The organism is Burkholderia sp. AU30198 (genome assembly GCF_020419825.1).
GTDB lineage: Bacteria > Pseudomonadota > Gammaproteobacteria > Burkholderiales > Burkholderiaceae > Burkholderia.
The window spans coordinates 190,790-210,992 of sequence record NZ_JAIZSA010000009.1; the positions used below are offsets into that span (position 1 = coordinate 190,790).

18 protein-coding genes and 2 pseudogenes are annotated in these 20,203 nt (G+C 66.3%); 8 read left to right on the forward strand and 12 right to left on the reverse strand.

Annotated features, from left to right (window positions below; translation table 11 throughout):
• Positions 1 to 153 precede the first annotated feature (153 nt).
• The 6 genes from LGN19_RS20860 to LGN19_RS20885 all read right to left on the reverse strand — a co-directional run bounded on the left by LGN19_RS20860 (position 154) and on the right by LGN19_RS20885 (position 7,100).
• On the reverse strand, positions 154 to 2,493 hold the full coding sequence (locus LGN19_RS20860) for an EAL domain-containing protein (RefSeq protein ID WP_226216894.1): 2,340 nt from the start codon (positions 2,491 to 2,493) through the stop codon (positions 154 to 156).
• 218 nt (positions 2,494 to 2,711) lie between these two features.
• The gene (locus LGN19_RS20865; RefSeq protein ID WP_226216896.1) at positions 2,712 to 3,593 is read right to left on the reverse strand and encodes a PhzF family phenazine biosynthesis protein; all 882 of its coding nucleotides are present in this window, start codon (positions 3,591 to 3,593) and stop codon (positions 2,712 to 2,714) included.
• A 13-nt stretch (positions 3,594 to 3,606) separates the two neighbouring features.
• Positions 3,607 to 4,065: a RidA family protein gene (locus tag LGN19_RS20870; protein ID WP_122945975.1), complete on the reverse strand. Its 459-nt coding sequence runs from the start codon at positions 4,063 to 4,065 to the stop codon at positions 3,607 to 3,609.
• A gap of 43 nt (positions 4,066 to 4,108) precedes the next feature.
• Positions 4,109 to 5,290: a PLP-dependent aminotransferase family protein gene (locus LGN19_RS20875; RefSeq protein ID WP_122945974.1), complete on the reverse strand. Its 1,182-nt coding sequence runs from the start codon at positions 5,288 to 5,290 to the stop codon at positions 4,109 to 4,111.
• 152 nt (positions 5,291 to 5,442) lie between these two features.
• Positions 5,443 to 6,351, reverse strand: coding sequence for a DMT family transporter (locus LGN19_RS20880; protein WP_226216898.1), 909 nt, complete (start codon positions 6,349 to 6,351; stop codon positions 5,443 to 5,445).
• 56 nt (positions 6,352 to 6,407) lie between these two features.
• Positions 6,408 to 7,100, reverse strand: a complete 693-nt coding sequence (locus LGN19_RS20885; protein WP_226216900.1) for a VOC family protein — start codon at positions 7,098 to 7,100, stop codon at positions 6,408 to 6,410.
• Between the two features lie 230 nt (positions 7,101 to 7,330).
• Between LGN19_RS20885 and LGN19_RS20890 the strand changes: the two genes are divergently transcribed.
• The 4 genes from LGN19_RS20890 (at position 7,331) to LGN19_RS20905 (ending at position 11,929) form a co-directional block, all read left to right on the forward strand.
• Positions 7,331 to 8,791 (forward strand): PLP-dependent aminotransferase family protein, encoded by a 1,461-nt coding sequence (locus LGN19_RS20890; protein ID WP_122945971.1) that lies wholly within the window; start codon positions 7,331 to 7,333, stop codon positions 8,789 to 8,791.
• Between the two features lie 158 nt (positions 8,792 to 8,949).
• Positions 8,950 to 10,848, forward strand: coding sequence for a molecular chaperone HtpG (htpG, locus tag LGN19_RS20895; protein ID WP_226216902.1), 1,899 nt, complete (start codon positions 8,950 to 8,952; stop codon positions 10,846 to 10,848).
• Between the two features lie 8 nt (positions 10,849 to 10,856).
• Positions 10,857 to 11,453, forward strand: a complete 597-nt coding sequence (locus LGN19_RS20900; RefSeq protein ID WP_226216904.1) for a chorismate--pyruvate lyase family protein — start codon at positions 10,857 to 10,859, stop codon at positions 11,451 to 11,453.
• Positions 11,453 to 11,929, forward strand: a complete 477-nt coding sequence (locus LGN19_RS20905) for a DNA-deoxyinosine glycosylase (RefSeq protein ID WP_122945969.1) — start codon at positions 11,453 to 11,455, stop codon at positions 11,927 to 11,929. Before LGN19_RS20900 ends, LGN19_RS20905 begins: the two co-directional genes overlap by 1 nt.
• A 231-nt stretch (positions 11,930 to 12,160) precedes the next feature.
• Here LGN19_RS20905 and LGN19_RS20910 read toward each other — a convergent pair whose 3' ends face one another.
• Positions 12,161 to 13,276: a succinylglutamate desuccinylase/aspartoacylase family protein gene (locus LGN19_RS20910; RefSeq protein WP_226216906.1), complete on the reverse strand. Its 1,116-nt coding sequence runs from the start codon at positions 13,274 to 13,276 to the stop codon at positions 12,161 to 12,163.
• Positions 13,277 to 13,334: 58 nt separating this feature from the next.
• A complete protein-coding gene (locus tag LGN19_RS20915; RefSeq protein WP_226216908.1) occupies positions 13,335 to 14,111 on the reverse strand; it encodes an ABC transporter substrate-binding protein in 777 nt (258 codons plus the stop codon).
• Positions 14,112 to 14,385: 274 nt separating this feature from the next.
• Between LGN19_RS20915 and LGN19_RS20920 the strand changes: the two are divergent.
• A pseudogene (locus LGN19_RS20920) lies at positions 14,386 to 14,577 on the forward strand (hypothetical protein); the annotation flags it as partial.
• A gap of 8 nt (positions 14,578 to 14,585) precedes the next feature.
• On the opposite strand, the pseudogene LGN19_RS39810 reads toward LGN19_RS20920, so the two are convergent.
• The 3 genes and pseudogenes from LGN19_RS39810 to LGN19_RS20935 all read right to left on the reverse strand — a co-directional run.
• Positions 14,586 to 14,711 (reverse strand): annotated as a pseudogene (locus tag LGN19_RS39810) (XRE family transcriptional regulator); the annotation flags it as partial.
• A 161-nt stretch (positions 14,712 to 14,872) separates the two neighbouring features.
• Positions 14,873 to 15,127 carry a hypothetical protein gene (locus tag LGN19_RS20930; protein ID WP_122945966.1) on the reverse strand — a complete coding sequence of 85 codons (255 nt, stop codon included), beginning with the start codon at positions 15,125 to 15,127 and terminating at the stop codon, positions 14,873 to 14,875.
• Between the two features lie 163 nt (positions 15,128 to 15,290).
• Positions 15,291 to 16,334 (reverse strand): hypothetical protein, encoded by a 1,044-nt coding sequence (locus LGN19_RS20935; protein WP_226216909.1) that lies wholly within the window; start codon positions 16,332 to 16,334, stop codon positions 15,291 to 15,293.
• Between the two features lie 377 nt (positions 16,335 to 16,711).
• On the opposite strand from LGN19_RS20935, the gene LGN19_RS20940 reads away from it, so the two are divergent.
• The 3 genes from LGN19_RS20940 to mctP all read left to right on the forward strand — a co-directional run bounded on the left by LGN19_RS20940 (position 16,712) and on the right by mctP (position 19,617).
• Entirely contained in the window at positions 16,712 to 17,629 is a 918-nt protein-coding gene (locus LGN19_RS20940) for a spermidine synthase (protein ID WP_122945964.1), read from the forward strand.
• 198 nt (positions 17,630 to 17,827) lie between these two features.
• Positions 17,828 to 18,070: a DUF3311 domain-containing protein gene (locus tag LGN19_RS20945; RefSeq protein WP_059530978.1), complete on the forward strand. Its 243-nt coding sequence runs from the start codon at positions 17,828 to 17,830 to the stop codon at positions 18,068 to 18,070.
• On the forward strand, positions 18,067 to 19,617 hold the full coding sequence (mctP, locus tag LGN19_RS20950; RefSeq protein WP_174955361.1) for a monocarboxylate uptake permease MctP: 1,551 nt from the start codon (positions 18,067 to 18,069) through the stop codon (positions 19,615 to 19,617). Before LGN19_RS20945 ends, mctP begins: the two co-directional genes overlap by 4 nt.
• 67 nt (positions 19,618 to 19,684) lie before the next feature.
• Here mctP and LGN19_RS20955 read toward each other — a convergent pair whose 3' ends face one another.
• Positions 19,685 to 20,140, reverse strand: a complete 456-nt coding sequence (locus LGN19_RS20955; RefSeq protein WP_122945962.1) for a VOC family protein — start codon at positions 20,138 to 20,140, stop codon at positions 19,685 to 19,687.
• Between the last annotated feature and the right edge of the window lie 63 nt (positions 20,141 to 20,203).

Sequence of the window (20,203 nt, forward strand, 5' to 3'; positions counted from 1 at the left end):
TGCCGGCGGCCCGCCGACACGTTGGCCCTCCCGATTGTCCGCCGCGCACGGTGACACTGCCATGCGCGGAAACGCTAGTTCATGAACTAAACGATCAGATCGGAAAACGAAACAATGACGGCGCGCGCAATCCGCGCCACGGCCACGGTGCGCTCAAGCGCCCGTGCTGCCGGTCGCGCGATGCGCGATCACGTTCGGCGGTTCGGCGCGCACGCCGAAGCGTGCGATCAGCGCGGGAATCGCGTCGGCCGGCACCGGTCGCGAGAACAGGAAGCCCTGTGCCTCGATCTCGCCGAGCGCGGACAGCCACGTGATCTGTTCCTCGGTTTCCGTGCCTTCGACGACGACGGTCAGGCCGAGCGAGCGCGCGAGATGCACGATCGACGACACCATCACGCACACGCTGCGATCGTTCGGGATGGCCTGCACGAACGAGCGGTCGACCTTCAGCGTGTCGACCGAGAAGCGGTGCAGGTACGACAGCGATGAATAGCCGGTGCCGAAATCGTCGAGTGCGATCCGGATGCCGAGCTTCTTCAGCGCGACGATCTTCTCGGACACGAGTTCCGGATACTCCATCATCGCGGTTTCGGTGATCTCGATTTCGAGGCGGCTCGCGTCGATGCCGGTTTCCTGCAGCGTGCGCGAGATCGTCTCGATCAGGTCGCCGCGCCAGAACTGCACCGGCGAGATGTTGACCGCGAGCGTCAGCGTGTCGTGGCCCTCGTCGCGCCAGCGCGCGATCTGCTCGCATGCGGTGCGGATCACGAAGTCGCCGATCGGCACGATCAGGCCGGTCGATTCGGCGATCGAAATGAATTCGTTCGCGGAGATGATCCCGTGCTCGGGGTGATCCCAGCGCGCGAGTGCCTCGAAGCCGGTGATGGTGCGGTGGGTGAGGTCGATCTTCGGCTGGTACGCGAGGAACAACTGCTCCTCGGCGAGCGCGACGCGCAATTGCTGTTCCCAGCGCATCAGGTGGTCGGCGCGGTGCGACAGGTGCGGCGCGTAGAACTGGTAGCAGTTCTTGCCGGCGTCCTTCGCGCTGTACATCGCGAGATCGGCCTTCTTCAGCAGGTCGATCTCGCTTTCGTTCGCGACGGTGTGCAGCGCGATGCCGATGCTCGCATGCAGCACGAACGAACTGCCGCGCACGTCGAACGGCTCGCCGAACATCCGGATGATCGCTTCTGCGAGCCGCACCGCGCGCCGCTCGACGTCGTCGCCCTTCATCACCACGACGAACTCGTCGCCGCCGATGCGCGCGAGCGAGCCTTCGTCGCCGACCGCATCGGACAGGCGCGACGCGGTCATCTGCAGCACGATGTCGCCGGCGTTGTGGCCGAGCGTGTCGTTGACGGTCTTGAAGTTGTCGAGATCGATGAACAGCAGCCCGAGCCGCGACAGGCTCGCCGGCATCGCCACGTCGTTGCGCAGCCCGCGCAGCGTCGCATAGCGGTTCGCGAGGCCCGTCAGCAGGTCGTATTCGGCGAGCTGCGTCATTTCGCGCTCGCGGCCGAGCAGCTTGCCGATCAGGCCCGTTGCGACGCCGAAGAACGCGAGCATCGCGAGCGTGATGAAGCTCGTCATCAGCAGGTAGACGTTGCGCGTATGGTAGTAGTCTGCGAATTCCTCGGTTTGCGACAGCCCGACCATCACCGCGAGCGGGTAGCCGTCGAGGTGGCGGTACGACACGATGCGCGTCACGCCGTCGATCGGGTCGATGATCGTGCCCGTCACGCGCTCGGCGATCGGGTAGACGCCCGACGCCGAAAACGCGCCGGGCGCGTTGCTGACCGAGCCGGTGCGCCGCGCGAGCACGGCGCCCGTATCGGACACGACCGCGATCACGCCTTCCTTGCCGATCGCCGCGTTGTTGTAGAAATCGTTGGTGAAGTAGCTCGGGTCTTCCGACACGACGACGATGCCCGCGAAGCTGCCGTCCGGGTTGTTCAGGCGGCGCGTCATCTGCAGCGTCCAGTGGCTCGACACGCGGCCGAGGACGGGCTTGCTGATGAACAGGCGGTCGTCGTTGTGCGCGAGGTGGACCTTGAAGTGCTCGCGGTCTGACAGGTTGATCGGCTGCGGATGCAGCTCGGCTGTGTTCGCGAACAGGATGCCCTTCGCGTTGACGAGCGACACCTGGATCAGCGTGTCGCTCGGCACGACGCCTTTCTCGACGGCGCTGGCGAGGTTGAAGCGCGCGGGCGACTTCTCGAATTCGAACTTGACGAAGCGGGTGATCTGGTCGACCTGGTGGATCGCCTTGACCGTGTGCTGCTCGAGCGCGGAGGACAGGATCGCCGCGGAAGCGGCCGCTTCCTTGTACGCGCTGTCCTTTTCCACCGACAGACGCGCGATGATCACGGCCCACAGCAGCGCAAGCGCCAGCATCCCGAGCAGCGGGATCGCAAATAGCGCACGCCGGCGCGATTTGCGCGGCGCGCGTAGCGGCCGGGTCGGCGGCGTGTGGTTGGACCGGGCGGAGCTCATCGAAGAGGGTGGCGTCCTGCTCGCGTGCGCCATCCGTCTGGATGGCCGTCTAGGGTTCGGGTTGTCCCGGCGTCTGTTCGTTCGCGGGACACGCAACCATGGACAGACCTCCGAAACAACGGATTAGGCCCGATATTACTGGCTGGAACGCTTTTGCGATAGTTGGGCGAATCGTAGGGGGCGCCGGACGGGCCGGCGCCATCGCACATCGCGAAATGTTACGCGGGGGACAGGAAGGTGCCGTCGACGACGGTGACGACATGGCCGCCGATCCACGTGGTGCCGTCTTCGTCGTAGCTGACGAAGATGCGGCCGTCACGGCCGATCGCCGTCCCCTGGCGGGCCGTATACGACTGGCCGGGGCGGCGTTCCTGCCGCGTCAGCAGCCCGGCGAGCGCGGCGTTTGCACTGCCGGTGACCGGATCCTCGCCGAAGCCGAAGTTGCCGCCCGTCATCAGGCAGCGGATTTCGAACGTCGCGGGGCCGCCTTCGGCGTGCGGCGCGTAGACCGCGAGGCCGTCGGTGCCGTAGCGGTGCGTGAGCGCCTCCAGCGCGGCCGGATCGGGTGTCAGGCCGATGCAAGCATCGGCCGACTTCAGCCGCACGACCAGCCACGGCGCGCCGTTGTCGACCGCGCACGGCTCGGCTTCCAGGTCGATCGCGTCGCTGCGCAACGCGGCAGCCAGCGCCGCGTAGTCCGAACGATCGAGCGGCGTGACGCGTGCCGGCGGCGCGGCGAACGCCCAGCCGTCGGCCTGCTCGCGCAGCACGACCCGGCCGACCCCGCACTGCTGGATCAGCCGGCCCGGCGTGCGCGGCTGCGCGCCGCGTTCGAGGAACGCATGCGCAGTGCCCAGCGTCGGGTGGCCGGCGAACGGCAGTTCGCCCTCCGTCGTGAAGATCCGGACGCGGTAGTCGGCTTCCGGATCGGTCGGCGTGCAGACGAACGTCGTTTCCGACAGGTTCGTCCAGCGGGCGATCGCGAGCATGTCGTCGTCGCCGAGCGCGTCGGCGTCGAACACCACGGCGAGCGCATTGCCCTTGAACGGCACCGCCGTGAACACGTCGACCTGCTTGAAGCGGACGAGACGACTGGACATCGCGATGTGCCCGTCAGGCGACTTCGGCGATCAGTTCGATCTCGACGCACGCGCCGAGCGGGATCTGAGCGACGCCGAATGCCGAACGTGCGTGCTTGCCTGCGTCGCCGAACACTTCCGCGATCAGTTCCGACGCGCCGTTCGTCACGACGTGCTGTTCGGTGAAGTCGAGCGTCGAGTTGACGAGGCTCATCAGCTTGACGATACGCGTGACCTTGTTCAGGTCGCCGGTGTGCGCGTGCAGCGTCGCGAGCAGGTCGATCGCGATCGAGCGGGCGGCGGCCTTGCCGTCTTCCGTCGTGAGATCGGCGCCGAGCTTGCCGGCCCAGACCTTGCCGTCCTTCTTCGCGATGTGGCCCGACAGGAAGACCGTGTTGCCGGTTTGCGCGCTCATCACGTAGGCGGCGGCCGGTGCGCCGGCGGTCGGGAGCTCGATACCGAGCGACTTGAGTTTGTCGTAGACGTTAGCCATGTATTCGATTCCTCGTAGAGAGTCGTGACAGGAAAAAAGGGGATCAGAGGCGCTCGCGCAGCAGCTTGCCGAGGCGCGCGACGCCTTCCTCGATCTTCTCGGGCGGCACCGTCACGAACGACAGGCGCAGCGTGTTCTGCTGCGCGTTGTCCGCGAAGAACGGTGCGCCCGGCACGAAGGCGACGTGGTTGTCGACGGCGGTGGCGAGCAGTTTCATGCTGTCGATCTGCGCGGGCAGGTTCACCCAGATGAACATTCCGCCTTCCGGCCGGTTCCACGTGACGCCTTCCGGCATGTGGCGCTCGAGCGCGCTGAGCATCGCGTCGCACTGCGCGCTGTACAGCTCGCGGATCGTCGGGATGTGTTCGTCGAGGAAACCGTCCTTGATCACTTCGTGCGCGATGCGCTGCGTGAGCGTCGGCGTGTGCAGGTCGGTGGCCTGCTTGGCCTGCACGAGCTTGAAGTGGAGTTCCTCGGGCGCAATGATGTAGCCGATCCGCAGGCCCGGCGCGAGCACCTTCGAGAACGTGCCGAGGTGCACGATGTGATCGGGCGCCATCGACAGCATCGTCGGCAGCGGCTCGCCGCGATAGTTCAGCGCGCCGTACGGATCGTCTTCCAGCACCGGGAACGGGCTCGACTGCGCGAACGCGGCGAGCGCGCGGCGGCGCTCGACGGGCAGGCGGCGGCCGGTCGGGTTCTGGAAGTTCGGCTGCGCGTACAAGAGGCGCGCGCCTTGCGTGAGTTCGGGCGTGAGGCCTTCCGGCAGCAGGCCCTGCTCGTCGGTCGGCACCTGCACGTAGCGCGGCTCGTACAGCGAGAACGATTGCAGCGCGCCGAGGTAGGTCGGGGTTTCGACGAGGATCGGGCTGCCCGGATCGACGAGCGCCTTGCCGAGCAGGTCGAGTGCCTGCTGCGAGCCGGTCGTGATCAGCACCTGCGACACGCGCACGCTGTAGCGCTCGGCGATCCATTCGCGCAGCGGCAGGTAGCCTTCGGTCGCGCTGTACTGGAGCGCGGCGGCCGGCGCGTCGCGCAGCACGCGATCGGCGGCGGCGCGCATGCGCTCGGCTGGGAACGTCGAGGGGGCGGGCAGGCCGCCGGCGAACGAGATGACCTCGGGGCGTTCCGTGACCTTCAGGATTTCGCGGATTGCAGAGCTCGTCAGCTTGCGTGCGCGTTCGGAAAGCTGCCAGTGCGGCGGATGCAGGTCGCTCGGATTCATAGTCTCCTCGTTCGGATATCGTGGTCAGTCAAGAAAGGTCGTTCGGGCAAATCGCTTCGACGCTGCCGGGTGGGCAGGCACGAGCGCGATCGAGCCTTCGCGGCCGGGTGGGCAAAACCGATCAGGCAAAACGTCCATTATGGCGCAGCTATTCAGCTGGCGCGAGCCGGTTGCGCGGCGGTGGCGACCGCCGAGCGGCGCCCGAGCACCACGGTGGCGATCACCGCAGCTGCGAACAGCCACGTCGACGGCGTCACCGTTTCGCCGAACAGCAGCGCGGAAAAAGCAATCGTGAAGAAAATCTGCAGCAGTTGCACCTGGCCGACGCGCGCGATGCCGCCCATCGCGAGCCCCGCATACCATGCGAAAAAGCCGATGAATTGCGAAAAGAGGGTCACGTAGCCGAAGGCGAGCCACGTGCGTAGCGCGAGCGGGCCCGGATGCGCGGCATGCTGCATCCACGCGAGCCAGCCGACCGGCAGCACGAGGAACGGCGCGGACACGACGAGCGCCCAGCAGATCACCTGCCAGCCGCCGATCTGGCGTGCGAGGCGCGCGCCTTCCGCATAGCCGAGCGCGCCGATGCCGACCGCGACGAGCATCAGCGCGTCGCCGGCCTGCACGGTGCCGCCGCCGTCGCGCAGCGCGAACGCGATCACGAGCGCGCTGCCGGCCACCGCGCTGGCCCAGAACGCCTTCGACGGCCGCTCGTGCGACAGCCATGCCGCGTACAGCGCGACGAACAACGGCTGCAGGCCGTTGACCACCGCGCCGTGCGACGCGGGGACCGATTTCATCGCCCACGCGGAGAACACCGGATACGCGATGATCACGCCCAGCGACGTGATCGCGAGGCTTTTCAGTTGCGTGCGGGTCGGCAGCGGCTCGCGGCGCCACCACAGCAGCAGGCCGGCCGGCACCGCGGCGGCGAGTGCGCGGCCGAGCCCGTTGAGCAGCGGATGGAGTTCGGAGACGACGATACGCGTCATCGGCAGCGTCAGGCTGAAGATCATCACGCCGATGAGGCCGAGCAGCATGCCCCGGGTTTCGCGCGAATTCATGTGAGGGGTGTCTCCGTGTTGCCGGTATTGGTGTAGTTGAGGGGGGCGGCGGGCGTTCAGCGCAACGTGCGCGCACCCTGCGGCGTGTCGAATTCGGCGACGAGCGCGGGCGGGCCGTCGGCGGCTTCGAGGTCGAGCAGGTGCGCGGCGCCGAGCCAGTCCAGCTGCTCGCGGAGCGCGTCCGCGCGCGGGTGAGCGCCCTTGAGCGCCTTCAGCGCGACGCCATCGCCCGGCAGCGATTCGGCCGGGTGGCGCGTGCTGTCCCACTGGATCAGCGACGGCAGCAGCCCGTCGCCCGCGCCTTGCCACGCGGGGAACGTGCCGTCGTCGGGCACCGTAAGGCCCCAGCTTAGGTCGCCGCGCCGCATCGCGACGACGGGCGGGATGCGCGCCGGATACTGGCTCTGCCACAGCGCGAGCTGGCGCGGACGGTCGACGCGCGCGACCCAGTGCGCGAGAAACGGGCCTGGTGCGAGCCGCGCGTGCATCGCCGGATCGTCGAGGCCGAACAGCCGCGCGCGCGGCGGCTCAGCGCCGTCATTTTGCGCCGGCGCGTCGGGGTCGATCGCGATCACTTCGAGGTAGAGCCCGCCCCACGCGCCGAACAGCGCATTGTGGGTCCGCATCAGCGGGTGGCGGCCGCCGCCGGCCGGTTCGATACCGAGCGCGTCGGCAACGTGGCGGACGCCTTCGTCGAGCGTGCGCGCGGCGATCACGAGATGGTCGAGTGTCAGGGAGCGGGCTGGCATGAACGTCGGTCGGAAAGCGAAAGTGTCATGGTGGGCAGGCGATGCGCCGGGCGGTGGCCGGACCGGCCGGCGTACCGGCCGCGATGCAGGCCGGTGGGCGTGGTGCCCAGTGCGGCGGGGCCGGAGCGACGGCCGCACGATCGCCATGACGGTCAACTGTAATCGTCGCTACCGGCACAGTAACGGTACAATCGGCGCGATAGCCTTCGGTACAGTTGGAGCTGCCGCCCATGTCCACCGTCCCACTCGCCCAGATTCCCGTGCCGCACGACACGGCCACGCTCACGCTCGTCGACCAGCTGGTCCAGTGGGCGCGGCGTCGCATTGACGAACGCGTGTTCCGTCCCGGCATGCGGATGCCGTCGATCCGCAAGCTCGCGCTCGACAAGAGCGTGTCGCGCTTCACCGTCGTCGAGGCGTACGAGCGGCTCGTCGCGCAGGGCTACCTCGATTCGCGGCGCGGCTCGGGCTTCTACGTGCGCGAGCGCACGGCCGCCGGCCCGCAGCCGGCCGACAGCGTCGCCCGCGTGGCCGAGGCCGCGCCGGTGCACAACACGATCGACGTCGTCTGGCTGCTGCGCAACATGCTGCACACCGTCAGCCCGGAAAAGGGGCCGGGTCTCGGCTATCTGCCGGGCCGCTGGCTCGACGGCGAACTGATCACCGGCGCGCTGCGCGCACTCGGGCGCCAGTCCGGCGCGCAGATGCTCGGCTTCGGCACCGCGCAGGGCTTCCTGCCGCTGCGCCAGCAACTGCAGACGCGTCTCGCCGAAGTGGAGATCGGCGTGAAGCCGGAACAGATCGTGCTGGTATCGGGGATCACGCAGGCAATCGACCTGATCTCGCGGATCTACGTGAAGCCCGGCGATGCGGTGATCGTCGGCGACCCGGCCTGGTTCCAGATGTTCGGCCGCTTCGCGGCGCAGGGCGCGCAGCTCGTCGGGATGCCGTACACGCCGGACGGCCCCGATCTCGACGCGCTCGAGACGCTGGTGCAGATGTGGCGGCCGAAGATGCTCGTGATCAACTCGGTGCTGCAGAACCCGACCGGCACGTCGCTGTCGGCCGCGCAGGCGTTCCGGATCCTGAAGCTCGCGGAAGCGTACGACTTCCTCGTCGTCGAGGACGACGTGTACGGCGACCTGTGCCCGCCGAGCTATCCGGCCACGCGGCTCGCGAGCCTCGACCAGCTGAAGCGCGTGATCTACCTCGGCAGCTATTCGAAGACGCTCGCGGCGAACCTGCGGGTCGGCTATGTCGCATGTGCGCCGGAGATTGCGAAGGCGGTCACCGACCAGAAGATGCTGGTCGGGATGACGACGCCCGAGCTGAACGAGCGCGTGCTTTACAAGATCCTGACCGAAGGGCACTACCGGCGTCATGTCGAGCGGTTGCGCGCGCGGCTCGACGGCGTGCGCGACAAGACCGCGCGGATGCTCGAGCGCACGGGGCTCGGCCTCTTCACGATGCCGGCGGCCGGGATGTTCCTGTGGGCCGACACGGGCGTCGATTCGGACGCGCTCGCGGCGGTCGCGCACGAGGCCGGCTTTTTGCTGACGCCGGGCAGCCTGTTCTCGCCGCAGCAATCGCCGTCGACGTGGATGCGCTTCAACATCGCGAACTGCGGCGATCCGGCGCTGCCGGGGCTGCTGTCGCGTTATATCGATTCGGCCGCGCGCCGCGCGTCGTGACGCGGCGCGGCACGCCGGGCCTTGAAATCGGGCGTGCCGTCCCCAGATACCCGCGCAAACCGCTTGCGCCAGGCGGTCGCCTTTCACGGGCCGGCCGGCATCGCGCGCCGGACGCCTGCGCCACACCATTCAAGTTCAAGTAAGAGGAAACAGCATCCATGGCACACGAAACGATGAGCTTTCAGGCAGAGGTCAAGCAACTCCTCCACCTGATGATCCATTCGCTCTACAGCAACAAGGAAATTTTCCTGCGCGAACTGGTGTCGAACGCGTCCGACGCGGCCGACAAGCTGCGTTTCGAAGGGCTCGCGGACAACGCGCTGTACGAAAACGATCCGAACCTGCGCATCCGCATCGGCTACGACAAGGCCGCGCGCACGATCACGATCGACGACAACGGCATCGGCATGAGCCGCGACGAGGCGATCGCGAACCTCGGCACGATCGCGCGTTCGGGCACCAAGGAATTCTTCACGAAGCTGTCCGGCGACCAGCAGAAGGATGCGGCGCTGATCGGCCAGTTCGGCGTCGGCTTCTACTCGGGCTTCATCGTCGCCGACAAGATCACCGTCGAGACGCGTCGCGCGGGCCTGCCGGCGAGCGAAGCCGTGCGCTGGGAAAGCGCGGGCGAGGGCGATTTCACGATCGACGCGATCGAGCGCGCGCAGCGCGGCACGACGATCACGCTGCACCTGCGCGAAGGCGAGGACGAGCTGCTGTCGTCGCACCGCCTGCAGTCGATCATCCAGAAGTATTCCGACCACATCGCGCTGCCGATCCTGATGCAGAAGGAAGAATGGGATCAGGAAAAGGGCGAGATGGTCCTGAAGGACGAGGACGAGACCGTCAACCAGGCGAGCGCGCTGTGGACGCGTTCGAAGAACGACGTCACCGACGAGCAGTACACGCAGTTCTACCAGCACATCGCGCACGATCACCAGGATCCGCTCACGTGGACGCATAACCGCGTCGAGGGCCGCAGCGAATACACGCAACTGCTGTTCGTGCCGTCGCACGCGCCGTTCGACATGTGGAACCGCGACTATCGCGGCGGCCTGAAGCTGTACGTGAAGCGCGTGTTCATCATGGACGACGCCGAGCAGCTGCTGCCGCAATACCTGCGTTTCGTGAAGGGCGTCGTCGATTCGGCCGACCTGCCGCTGAACGTGTCGCGCGAGATCCTGCAGGAAAGCCGCGACGTGAAGGCGATCCGCGAAGGCGTGACGAAGCGCGCGCTGTCGATGCTCGAAGAGCTCGCGAACGCGGAAGAGGATGCCGGCAAGGAGAAGTACAAGACGTTCTGGGGCGCGTTCGGCCAGGTGCTGAAGGAAGGCCTCGGTGAGGATCACGCGAACCGCGAACGCATCGCGAAGCTGCTGCGCTTCGCGTCGACGCACGGCGACACCGACGTGCAGGACGTGTCGCTCGCCGACTACGTGTCGCGCATGAAGCCCGAGCAGAGCAAGATCTACTACGTGACGGCCGACGCATGGCAGGCCGCGAAGCACAGCCCGCATCTCGAAGTGTTCCGCAAGAAGGGCGTCGAGGTGCTGCTGCTGACCGATCGCGTCGACGAATGGATGCTGTCGTTCCTGCAGGAATTCGACGGCAAGCCGCTCGCGAGCGTGGCACGTGGCGACCTCGATCTCGGCGAGCTGAACGACGAGGAGAAGAAGGCGCAGGAACAGGCGGGCGAGGCGATCAAGCCTGTCGTCGAGAAGATGAAGGAAGCGCTCGGCGACAAGGTGAAGGAAGTGCGCGTCACGTTCCGCCTGACCGATTCGCCGTCGTGCCTCGTTGCCGACGACAACGACATGAGCGGCTACCTGCAGCGGATGCTGAAGGCGGCCGGCCAGAACGCGCCGGCGATGCAGCCGATCCTCGAGATCAATCCGGAGCACGCGCTCGTGAAGCAGTTGAAGGCCGACAGCGTCGATTTCGGCGACTGGTGCCATCTGCTGTTCGATCAGGCACTGCTGGCCGAAGGTGGCATGCTCGACGATCCGGCAAGCTTCGTGAAGCGGACCAACGCGCTGCTGCTGTCGCGCGCTGCGTGAACACGCGCATGCGATTCGACGGCGGGCAGGCCGGCTGGCGGGAGACGCCGCGGCCTGGCTGCACGCTCGACCAGCGCGACTGGCTGACGCGCGGCGGATCGCTGACCGCGCACCTCGCAAGGCTTGGCCGCGTGAACGTGCGCGTGACGCGCGAGGCCGTCGACTGTCCGTGGTTCGACGAGCCGGACGCGGTCGCCAGTGCCCCGCGCGCACCGATGTGGGTGCGCGAGGTGATCCTGTCGGTCGACGGCACGCCGTACGTCGCCGCGCACAGCATCGCGCCGCTCGCGGCCAGCAAGGGCGTGTGGCAGGCCATGCGGCGGCTGCGCACGCGGCCGCTGGCTGAACTGCTGTACAGCGATCCGCAAGTCGAGCGTTCGGCGCTCGTCAGCCGGCGCGTGATCGCCGGCCATCCGCTGTATGCGCTGGCGACCCGTGCGCTTGACGGTGCGCGAGCACCGCACTCGTTCGCCGCGCGGCGTTCGGTGTTCCAGCGTCACGGCAAGCCGTTGATGGTCACCGAGTGCATGCTGCCGGCGCTGTGGCGCCATCTCGATGCGCACGGCGACGGGCCGCGTTCGGGCGGGCCGGGCGGAGGCGCGTGATGCTGCGGGGGTTCCCGCCGGTCGTCGCCGCGCATACGCATACGATGATTCTCGGCAGCTTTCCGGGCGAGGCGTCGCTCGATGCTGCGCAGTACTACGCGCATCCGCGCAACCAGTTCTGGCGGCTGCTCGGCACGGTGCTCGGCGAGCCCGCGCTGCACGAGCTTGCGTACGACGCGCGGCTCGAGCGCGTGCTGTCGCACGGGATCGGGATCTGGGACGTGCTGGCCGCGTGTCATCGCGAGGGCAGCCTCGATTCGGCGATTCGCCATGCGAAGCCGAATGATTTCGATGCATTGAGGGAGCATGCGCCGCTGCTCAAGCGCGTGTGTTTCAACGGCAAGACGGCAGGGCGGTTTGCAGAGGTGATCGGCGCGGCGGGGTACGACACGCTCGTGCTGCCTTCGTCGAGCCCGGCAAATGCGATGCTGTCGTTCGAGCAGAAGCTCTCGTGCTGGCGGGACATTCTTGGCTGACGAGATTCGGATAGCGGGTGGTGCAACATGGTGCGGCATGCTCGGCGAGCCATGACGCAACCTTGAAGACCGTCCGGATCATCCGATGACGTACGCGTGGCCCGAACCGCGTACGTCATCGAAGTTGCCGCGCCGGTTTGCGACGGACATCGAGTTGCCTCTGCCGTTTTTCCGATACTTCGGACGCGGGCCAATCATCGCCGGTGCGCCGGGCCGCGTCATGCGACCGGCTTAGTTCGGCAGCAGCGAGCCGCTCCGAATAGGCTCGGCTCCCGCGACACACGCGACCTCCATTCCCGCGGTGGCGAAGCGCGTGCGTTGCCGCGCATACAGTACGCCGGCGACGGCGTTCTTGATCGTGACGACGCGACCGGTCAGCGGATCGACGATGTCGGCGATCGCCTCGCCGGGATCGACCCACACACCGAGCGGCGCGCGGAACACGAGTACGCCGGAGATCGGCGCGACGAGCGGTTCGCTGCCGGAGAAAGGCGTGGCCGCGAACGCGAGTTCCGGCAACGGTGCGGGTGTGCCGTCGATGACACCGCGAAACGTCAGGTATTCGATGATCGCATTCGCGTCATGCTCGGCGAACGCGTAGCTCACGTCCGACTGGCCGCGCAGTTCGATCGTCACCGAGATCGAACCATGGGGAATCGGATAGCGTTCGCCATAACGGGCACGCAGCTCGGACCAACTGAAGCTGTGAATCTCGTCGAACGGATTGCCGATCGAATTGAGCGCGAGCAGCGACGTTTTCGCATCGAGATAACGCGCGAGTGGCTCGACGTCGGCCCACGTGTCGGGATTCGTGAACAGATGCATCGCCGCTTCGAAGTCGCAGTGCAGGTCGAGCACGACGTCGGCGTCATATGACAGGCGCTGCAGCGCGAGGCGCTGCGATTCGAGCTCCGTGGCCGGCGTTTGCTCGTCGAGCGCCTCGCGCATCGCGGTGCGCACGGCGAGCAGGTTCTGTTGCGCGTTGCCGGTCAGGTGAGGCTCGATGCGCGGCATCACGAGCTCGGCAAGGTTGTGGAAGTTGCGATTGAAGTTCGCCGCGGTACCGCTTTCGAAGCGGCCGACCATGTGGCCGAGCACCCGCTGGTTGAGGCCGATCGGATTGGGTACCGGCACGATGACGATTTCGCCACGCAGCCTGCCCGCCGTCTCGAGGGCATCGAGGCGTTTGCGCAATTCCCAGGCGACCAGCATGCCCGGCAGCTCGTCGGCATGCAGCGACGACTGGATGTAGATCTTCTGTCCGCCCGTCGGACCGTAGTGGAAGCTCGTCAGTTGCCGCTCGGTGCCGAGCGACGGGGAAATCAGCGAATGGGTTCGTGTTTGCATGATGGTGTGAATGTGCAGGACGCCATACGGGTGCGGGATGCTCCCGCGCCATTGCCTGTCAGCTGCCGTACACGTCGAAGCTGAAGTATTTGGCTTCGATCTTCTTGTACGTGCCGTCCTTGATCATGTCGGCCATGGCCTTGTCGATCTTCGTCTTCAGGTCGGTATCTTCCTTGCGCAGGCCGATGGCGGCGCCGTTGCCGAGCGCGCCCTTCGGATCGCTCAGGTCGCCGCCGGTGAACGCGAAACCTGCGCCGCGCGCGGTCTTCAGGAAGCCCATATCGGCCTGCACCGCGTCCTGCAACGCCGCATCGAGACGGCCGGAGACCAGATCCGCATACACCTGGTCCTGATCCTGGTACGGCACGATCTGCACGCCCAGCGGCGCCCAGTTCGCCTTCGCATACGCTTCCTGGATCGTCCCCTGCTCGACGCCGATCGTCTTGCCCTTCAGCGATTCCGCCGTTGGTTTCAGATTCACGCCTTTTTTCGCGACGAGACGCGTCGGCGTGTGGAACAGCTTCGTCGAAAATGCGATTTGCGCTTCACGCTGCGGCGTCATCGACATCGACGACAGCACGCCGTCGAACTTCCGTGCCTTCAGCGCCGGGATCATGCCGTCGAACGCGCTCTCGACCCACACGCACTTCGCGTTCAGACGCTTGCAGATCTCGTTGCCCAGATCGATGTCGAAGCCGGCCAGCTTGCCGTCCGTGCTCTTCGATTCAAACGGGGCATAACTCGCGTCGACCCCGAACCGGACAGTGGACCACTCCTTGGCGGAGGCGGAGGTCGCGATCGCCAGGATCGCGATGCACAGGGCGAGCTTCTTCATCGACTTGGAATCTCCAATAGGATCGTCGGTGCGCCCTCGTAGGGCGCAGCACATTCAACCCGGCTGTTTCATCAGCATAGTTGTATATACAAGATAACGAATTGAAGATAGTGGCAGAAGTGGGGTTTTCGCTGACGACGTGCGAGGCGCCTTCAGATTCGGCGGGCCTTTCGCGTGAAGCGATATTCGACGGAGGAATCGAAACGAGCGTCGGGCGCAATCATTGTCTATACAACTTGCGTGCGATGGCGGAGGTTCGGCGACCCGCGACAACACGGCGGGGCGGTTTGCGGAGGTGATCGGCGCGGCGGGCTACGTCATGCTCGTGCTGCCTTCGTCGAGCCCGGCGAATGCGATGCTGTCGTTCGAGCAGAAGCTGCAGGCGTGGCGCCGGATCGGCACGTTACCGACATACCGCGTTTCGCTCGAGATCCGGCCGTCGTTGCTTGGAGACGGGGGAGCCTGACGCTGCCTTCAGGCAGCGAATACAACTTCGATATGCCCCTCGGTGCCCGAATGACGGTCCGGCCCGACGACAATCTGCACATCGCGTCCAAGCTTCGCGAGACACTCCAGCATCTTTGCTTCGCTCACGCCACGATCGAGGACTTGCCAGCTGCGTGGCATCGAGAGGGCAGCCTCGATTCGGCGATTCGCCATGCGAAGTCGAACGACTTCGATGCGCTGAGCGCGCATGCGTCATTGCTGAAGAAGGGGGCCGTAACGGCAAGACGGTTTTCGACGATTCAACGGATCGTCGCTTACTCGTCCTTGCCCCAGCGCCACTTCGGCTTTTCGCCTTTGAGCCAGCACACGACCGTGAACGCGGCCACCAGCGCCACGATGCATGCCGCGAACGCCAGCGGTGATTGGGCGGGCGACACGTGCGTCGCAACCACCACGATCCCGATCACAAAGAGCAGCAGGACCACCCAGCCTTGCCACGCGACCGGCAACCCCCATCCCCAGCCGTAGCGTTTCGCCGGAAACCAGATCTTCTTGTCGGTCGACTCCATGAGACTTCCTCCACGCCGGGCCGGCACCTGCTCGTATTGTGCGCCGCTATCCGATCCCGGTACGGCGCGCCAGCGGCCATGCCCACGCCCCTTCATGCGAACGGCGGCGAGTCGTCCGCCGCTGTTCGCATCGACGCACGCGCGCCCGGAATACGACGCTGCGTCAGAACGTGATCGCGGCCTTCACGGACTGGACCGCCGCGCCGTTCAACAGGATGTAGAAGTTCTGCGGTGTCGTGCTGCCGGCGGGCGCGATCGCGAGCGTCGTGCCGTCGCGGATCACGGTCGCGACGTCGATCTGCCCGTTGTTCTGATAGAAGACCCGATACTCGGTCGTCGGCGCATTGAGTGCCGCATTGGCGACCCATGCACGGACGCCCGCGAGCGTGACGATCTGGCCGTCGCTCAGGTTGTAGGTCTTGTTGTCCGCCGTGCTCGTGTACGGAAAGAACCCTTCCAGCGTCGATGCCGTCGTGCTGCACGGCGTCGGGGTCGTGCCGGTCGTTTGCGGTGCGGCGCAGTCGCCGGTCAGCACCGTGTCTCCGACCACCTGGCGCGTGACCTTCATGTAGGCGGCGCCCGATTGCCACGTCACCTGCTTGTTGTACAGCGACGTACCGTTGATCGTGTTCGTGATGACACCGAGCGCGCTGTCGTCGAACAGTTCGGCTGGCGAGCTGGCGATCGTGCCGGACAGCGGCACGATCGTGTAATTCGTGCCCAGCATCGTCATTGCAGCGGTATGGCCGTCCGCGGCGAGGTCCGTGAGCTGGACGTTCGCGCCGCTGTAGCTGACCTGTTCCTGCGTGCTCGTCACGACCGCACCGTTGACGACATAACGCTGGTCGCCCAGCGTCGGCACGGGCAGCGACGCCGAGACCGACGACAGGCCTTTCGTCAACAACTGCGGTCCGCCGGACGGACTTTGCGCGAGGCTTTGATCTTCCGCATAGAAATAGCTGCCCTGACCGATGCTCACCGATCCGCTGCTCGACGTGGAGATCGACAGTTGCGCGTGCAGGTAGTGCAGCCCGCCGTTGGCGGCCAGCGCGAAGCTTTCGTAGTTCTGCTGGGCGGCGCTGAGGTTGCTGGCGGGCGTGCCCGATGTGTTGCTGTCGCCGCCACCGCCACCACATGCGGTAAGCAGCAGGGTTCCGGTCAAGGCGGCCGCGTAGCCGGCGCGCACCAGGCGTTCTTTTTGTGTCATGCGATCTCTCGTTTTTGTTTGTATTCCGTAAGATTTAAAGCGTCGCGGCGTGTGGCCGACGCCGGAGCATAGCGTGCCGCGGGCGCAGTGACGAGCGACAGGCGAGCTGTTTGATGCGTCAGCCGGCACGCGCGGGTTACGGAATATTTCGGGAGCGGCGCAGGCGTGTCCGTGCCCTGGTGCGACGAACGTTGCGTGCGAAAGAATCTGCCGGGCGGCGAGGTCCTGCATTCGCATCAGCGAACGGTGCGATTCCGATGAAGTGGCCCGACGGCAAGCGCGTTGACGTGGCGAAGGCACGTCCGTCCGGCAGCAGAATCCCCGCCAATGCTATCCTCTCGTCCGCTAAAACCAGCTTCACCCAGCGAGATTCACACATGACCCGACTGATCAAGCGCGCGTCCGCCGAGGCGCGCGCGTCCAAGCGCAGCAAGCCGTCCGCCTACAACGGCTCCGACAAACTCCAGCCGCCGCGCGTGAAGCGCCGCCCGGAAATCGACGAGCACGACGACGTGCCCGTGCTCGAAGCGCCGCGCAAGCCGCGCTTCGCGCCCGTCACGTTCTCGGAAGAGGGCGGCGTGCGCTTCCTGCACTTCGGCACCGAATGGGTGCAGGGCGCGATGCGGATCTCGAAGCCGCTGCATATCGAGCTCGAATACGCGCAGCAGATGATGGCGTGGCTGCTGTTCCTCGAAACGCCCGAGCGGATCGTCCAGCTCGGGCTCGGCACCGGCGCGCTGACCAAGTTCTCGCACCGCTTCCTGCCGCACGCGAAGGTCGAGGCCGTCGAGCTGAACCCGGCCGTGATTGTCGCCGCGCGCACGATGTTCGCACTGCCGCCCGACGACGCACGTCTCGCCGTGCACGAAGCCGATGCATGGGATTTCGTCAACGATCCGGCCAACCGCGGCACGACGGGCGCGATCCAGATCGATCTGTACGACGCGACCGCGCGCGGCCCCGTGCTCGACAGCGTCGCGTTCTACCGCGCGGTGCGCGGCTGCCTCGCCGATGCGGGCATCGCGACGATCAACCTGTTCGGCGATCATCCGAGCTTCGTGCGCAACATGAAGCACCTGAACGCGGCGTTCGATCACCGCGTGATCGCGCTGCCCGAAGTGCACGACGGCAACCGGATCGCGATCGCGTTCTCGGGCCCCGCGCTCGACGTGTCGTTCGCGCAGCTCGACGCACGCGCGAAGCTGATCGAGGACACGCTGAAGCTGCCCGCACGCAAGTGGGTGAAAGCTTTGAAAGAAACGACCGGCGCACGCGACACCGCGTTCGCGATCTGACGTTTCATGCACCGGCGGCATGCCGGTGCAACCGCAAGACAAGGGGCGGATCACCTCGGGTTCGCCCCCGCTTGACCGCGTGCTCGCGGCTCCTATACTGGCGCGAAGCTAGGGGAGCCGCAGCCTACCCGTTTTGCGCTCCTCTCGGCGCCGTACCCGCTCAACAAGATCGATAACCGGGAAAGATGAGGAGACGTCATGGCTCACGATGCCGACGCCAACCGGGCCGCCAAGCGCTGGCTCTGGCTGCTGGTCCTGCCGCTGATCGCGATGGTGTGGGTGCCGTCGTACAGCAAGATCGAACCGCAGTTGTTCGGTTTTCCATTCTTCTACTGGTACCAGCTGCTGTGGGTCTTCATTAGCGCGGTGATCACCGCGTTCGTCTATTTCAAGACCAAGAACGCGTGGAAGGCGAGCGGCCCGCAGGGAGGTGCGCGATGAATCTCGGCGCCACCTTCGTCTTTGTCCTGCTGTTCATCGGTGTCACGATCATTGGTTTCCTGGCCGCGAACTGGCGGCGCGGCGATCTCGCCCATCTCGACGAATGGGGCCTCGGCGGACGCCGCTTCGGCACGATCGTCACGTGGTTCCTGCTCGGCGGCGACCTCTACACGGCCTACACGTTCGTCGCGGTGCCCGCGCTCGTGTTCGGTGCCGGCGCGATGGGCTTCTTCGCGCTGCCTTATACGATCCTGATCTACCCGTTTGCATTCGTCGTGTTCCCGAAGCTGTGGAGCATCGCGAAGCGGCACGGCTACGTGACGGCTGCCGACTTCGTCAACGCGCGCTACGGCAGCCGGATGCTCGCGCTCGCGATCGCGGTGACGGGCATCCTCGCGACGATGCCGTACATCGCGTTGCAGCTGGTCGGCATCGAAGTGGTGATCGGCGCGCTCGGCTTCGACACGACCGGCTTCGTCGGCGACCTGCCGCTGATCATCGCGTTCGCGATCCTCGCCGCGTACACGTACACGTCGGGGCTGCGCGCGCCGGCGATGATCGCGATCGTCAAGGACATCCTGATCTACATCACGATCGCCGCGGCGGTCATCGTGATCCCGGCGAAGCTCGGCGGCTTCGGGCACATCTTCGCGAGCGTGCCGCCGGCGAAGCTGCTGCTGAAGGCGCCCGACGCGATGAGCCTGAACGGCTACAGCGCGTATGCGACGCTCGCGATCGGCTCCGCGCTGGCGCTGTTCCTGTATCCGCACTCGGTGACGGCCATCCTGTCGTCGTCGTCCGGCAACTCGATCCGCCGCAACATGGCGATGCTGCCCGCGTACTCGTTCGTGCTCGGCCTGCTCGCGCTGCTCGGCTACATGGCGCTCGCATCGGGCGTGAAGGACATGCCGCAGTACGCGCCGTACTTCAAGGCGTTCGGCCCGAACTTCGCGGTGCCCGCGCTGTTCCTCGAGTATTTCCCGTCGTGGTTCGTCGGCGTCGCGTTCGCGGCGATCGGCATCGGCGCGCTGGTGCCGGCGGCCATCATGTCGATCGCGGCCGCGAACCTGTACACGCGCAACATTCACCGCGAGTTCGTGAACCGCAACATGTCACACGAGCAGGAGACGCACGTCGCGAAGCTCGTGTCGCTGATCGTGAAGGTCGGCGCGGTCGCGTTCATCCTCGGGCTGCCGCTGACCTATGCGATCCAGCTGCAACTGCTCGGCGGGATCTGGATCATCCAGACGCTGCCCGCGATCGTGCTCGGCCTGTACACGCGCGTGCTCGACCATCGCGGCCTGCTGGCCGGCTGGGCCGCCGGCATCGTGTGCGGCACGTGGATGGCGATCTCGCTGAAGCTGGCCAGCTCGATCTTCACGATCCACCTGTTCGGTCTCGCAATACCCGGCTACGCGGCCGTGTGGTCGCTGGTCGTGAACCTGGTGGTGGCAGTCGTGGTGAGCGTGCTGGTGCGCGTGATGGGCATGGCGCATGCTGAGGACCGCACGCGGCCGGAGGACTATCTCGACGTCGTCGAGGGCTGATGCGGATCGCGCGGCCGTGCAATAAAAAAGCCCGCCACCGGCAAGGTGGCGGGCTTTGTCTTTCGTGTCATCCCTGCGCGCGTTTCGCGAGGTCCTCGCGTTGCGACAGGTCTTCGACGTTGACCATCCAGTGCACGCCGAAACGATCCTTCGCCATCCCGAAGCCGAGCGCCCAGAACGTCTTGCCGAACGGCATCGTCACTTCGCCGCCGTCGGCGAGCGCATTGAACAGCTTCTGGCCCTCTTCGACCGTCGCCGGGTTCAGCGACAGCGAATAGCCGGCGTGCATGCCGCCGCCGGGCTGGCTGCAGTCGCCGTCCGAGCACATGATCATCGAGTCGCCGATCGTGAAGCTCGCGTGCATCACCTTGTCGCCCATCTCCGGCGTCATCGGGTAGTCGGGATTCGGCGGCGCGTCCTTGAAGTGCATCTTGAACATCGTCTTCGCGCCGAGTGCCTTTTCGTAGAACTGAAGGGCTTCGTCGGCGCGACCGTAGAACGTCAGGTACGGTTGGACTTGCATCGTTGTCTCCTGTGATGGGCCGGCCTGCGCATCCGCGCGGGTTCGGCACCGTGCAAGACTGAC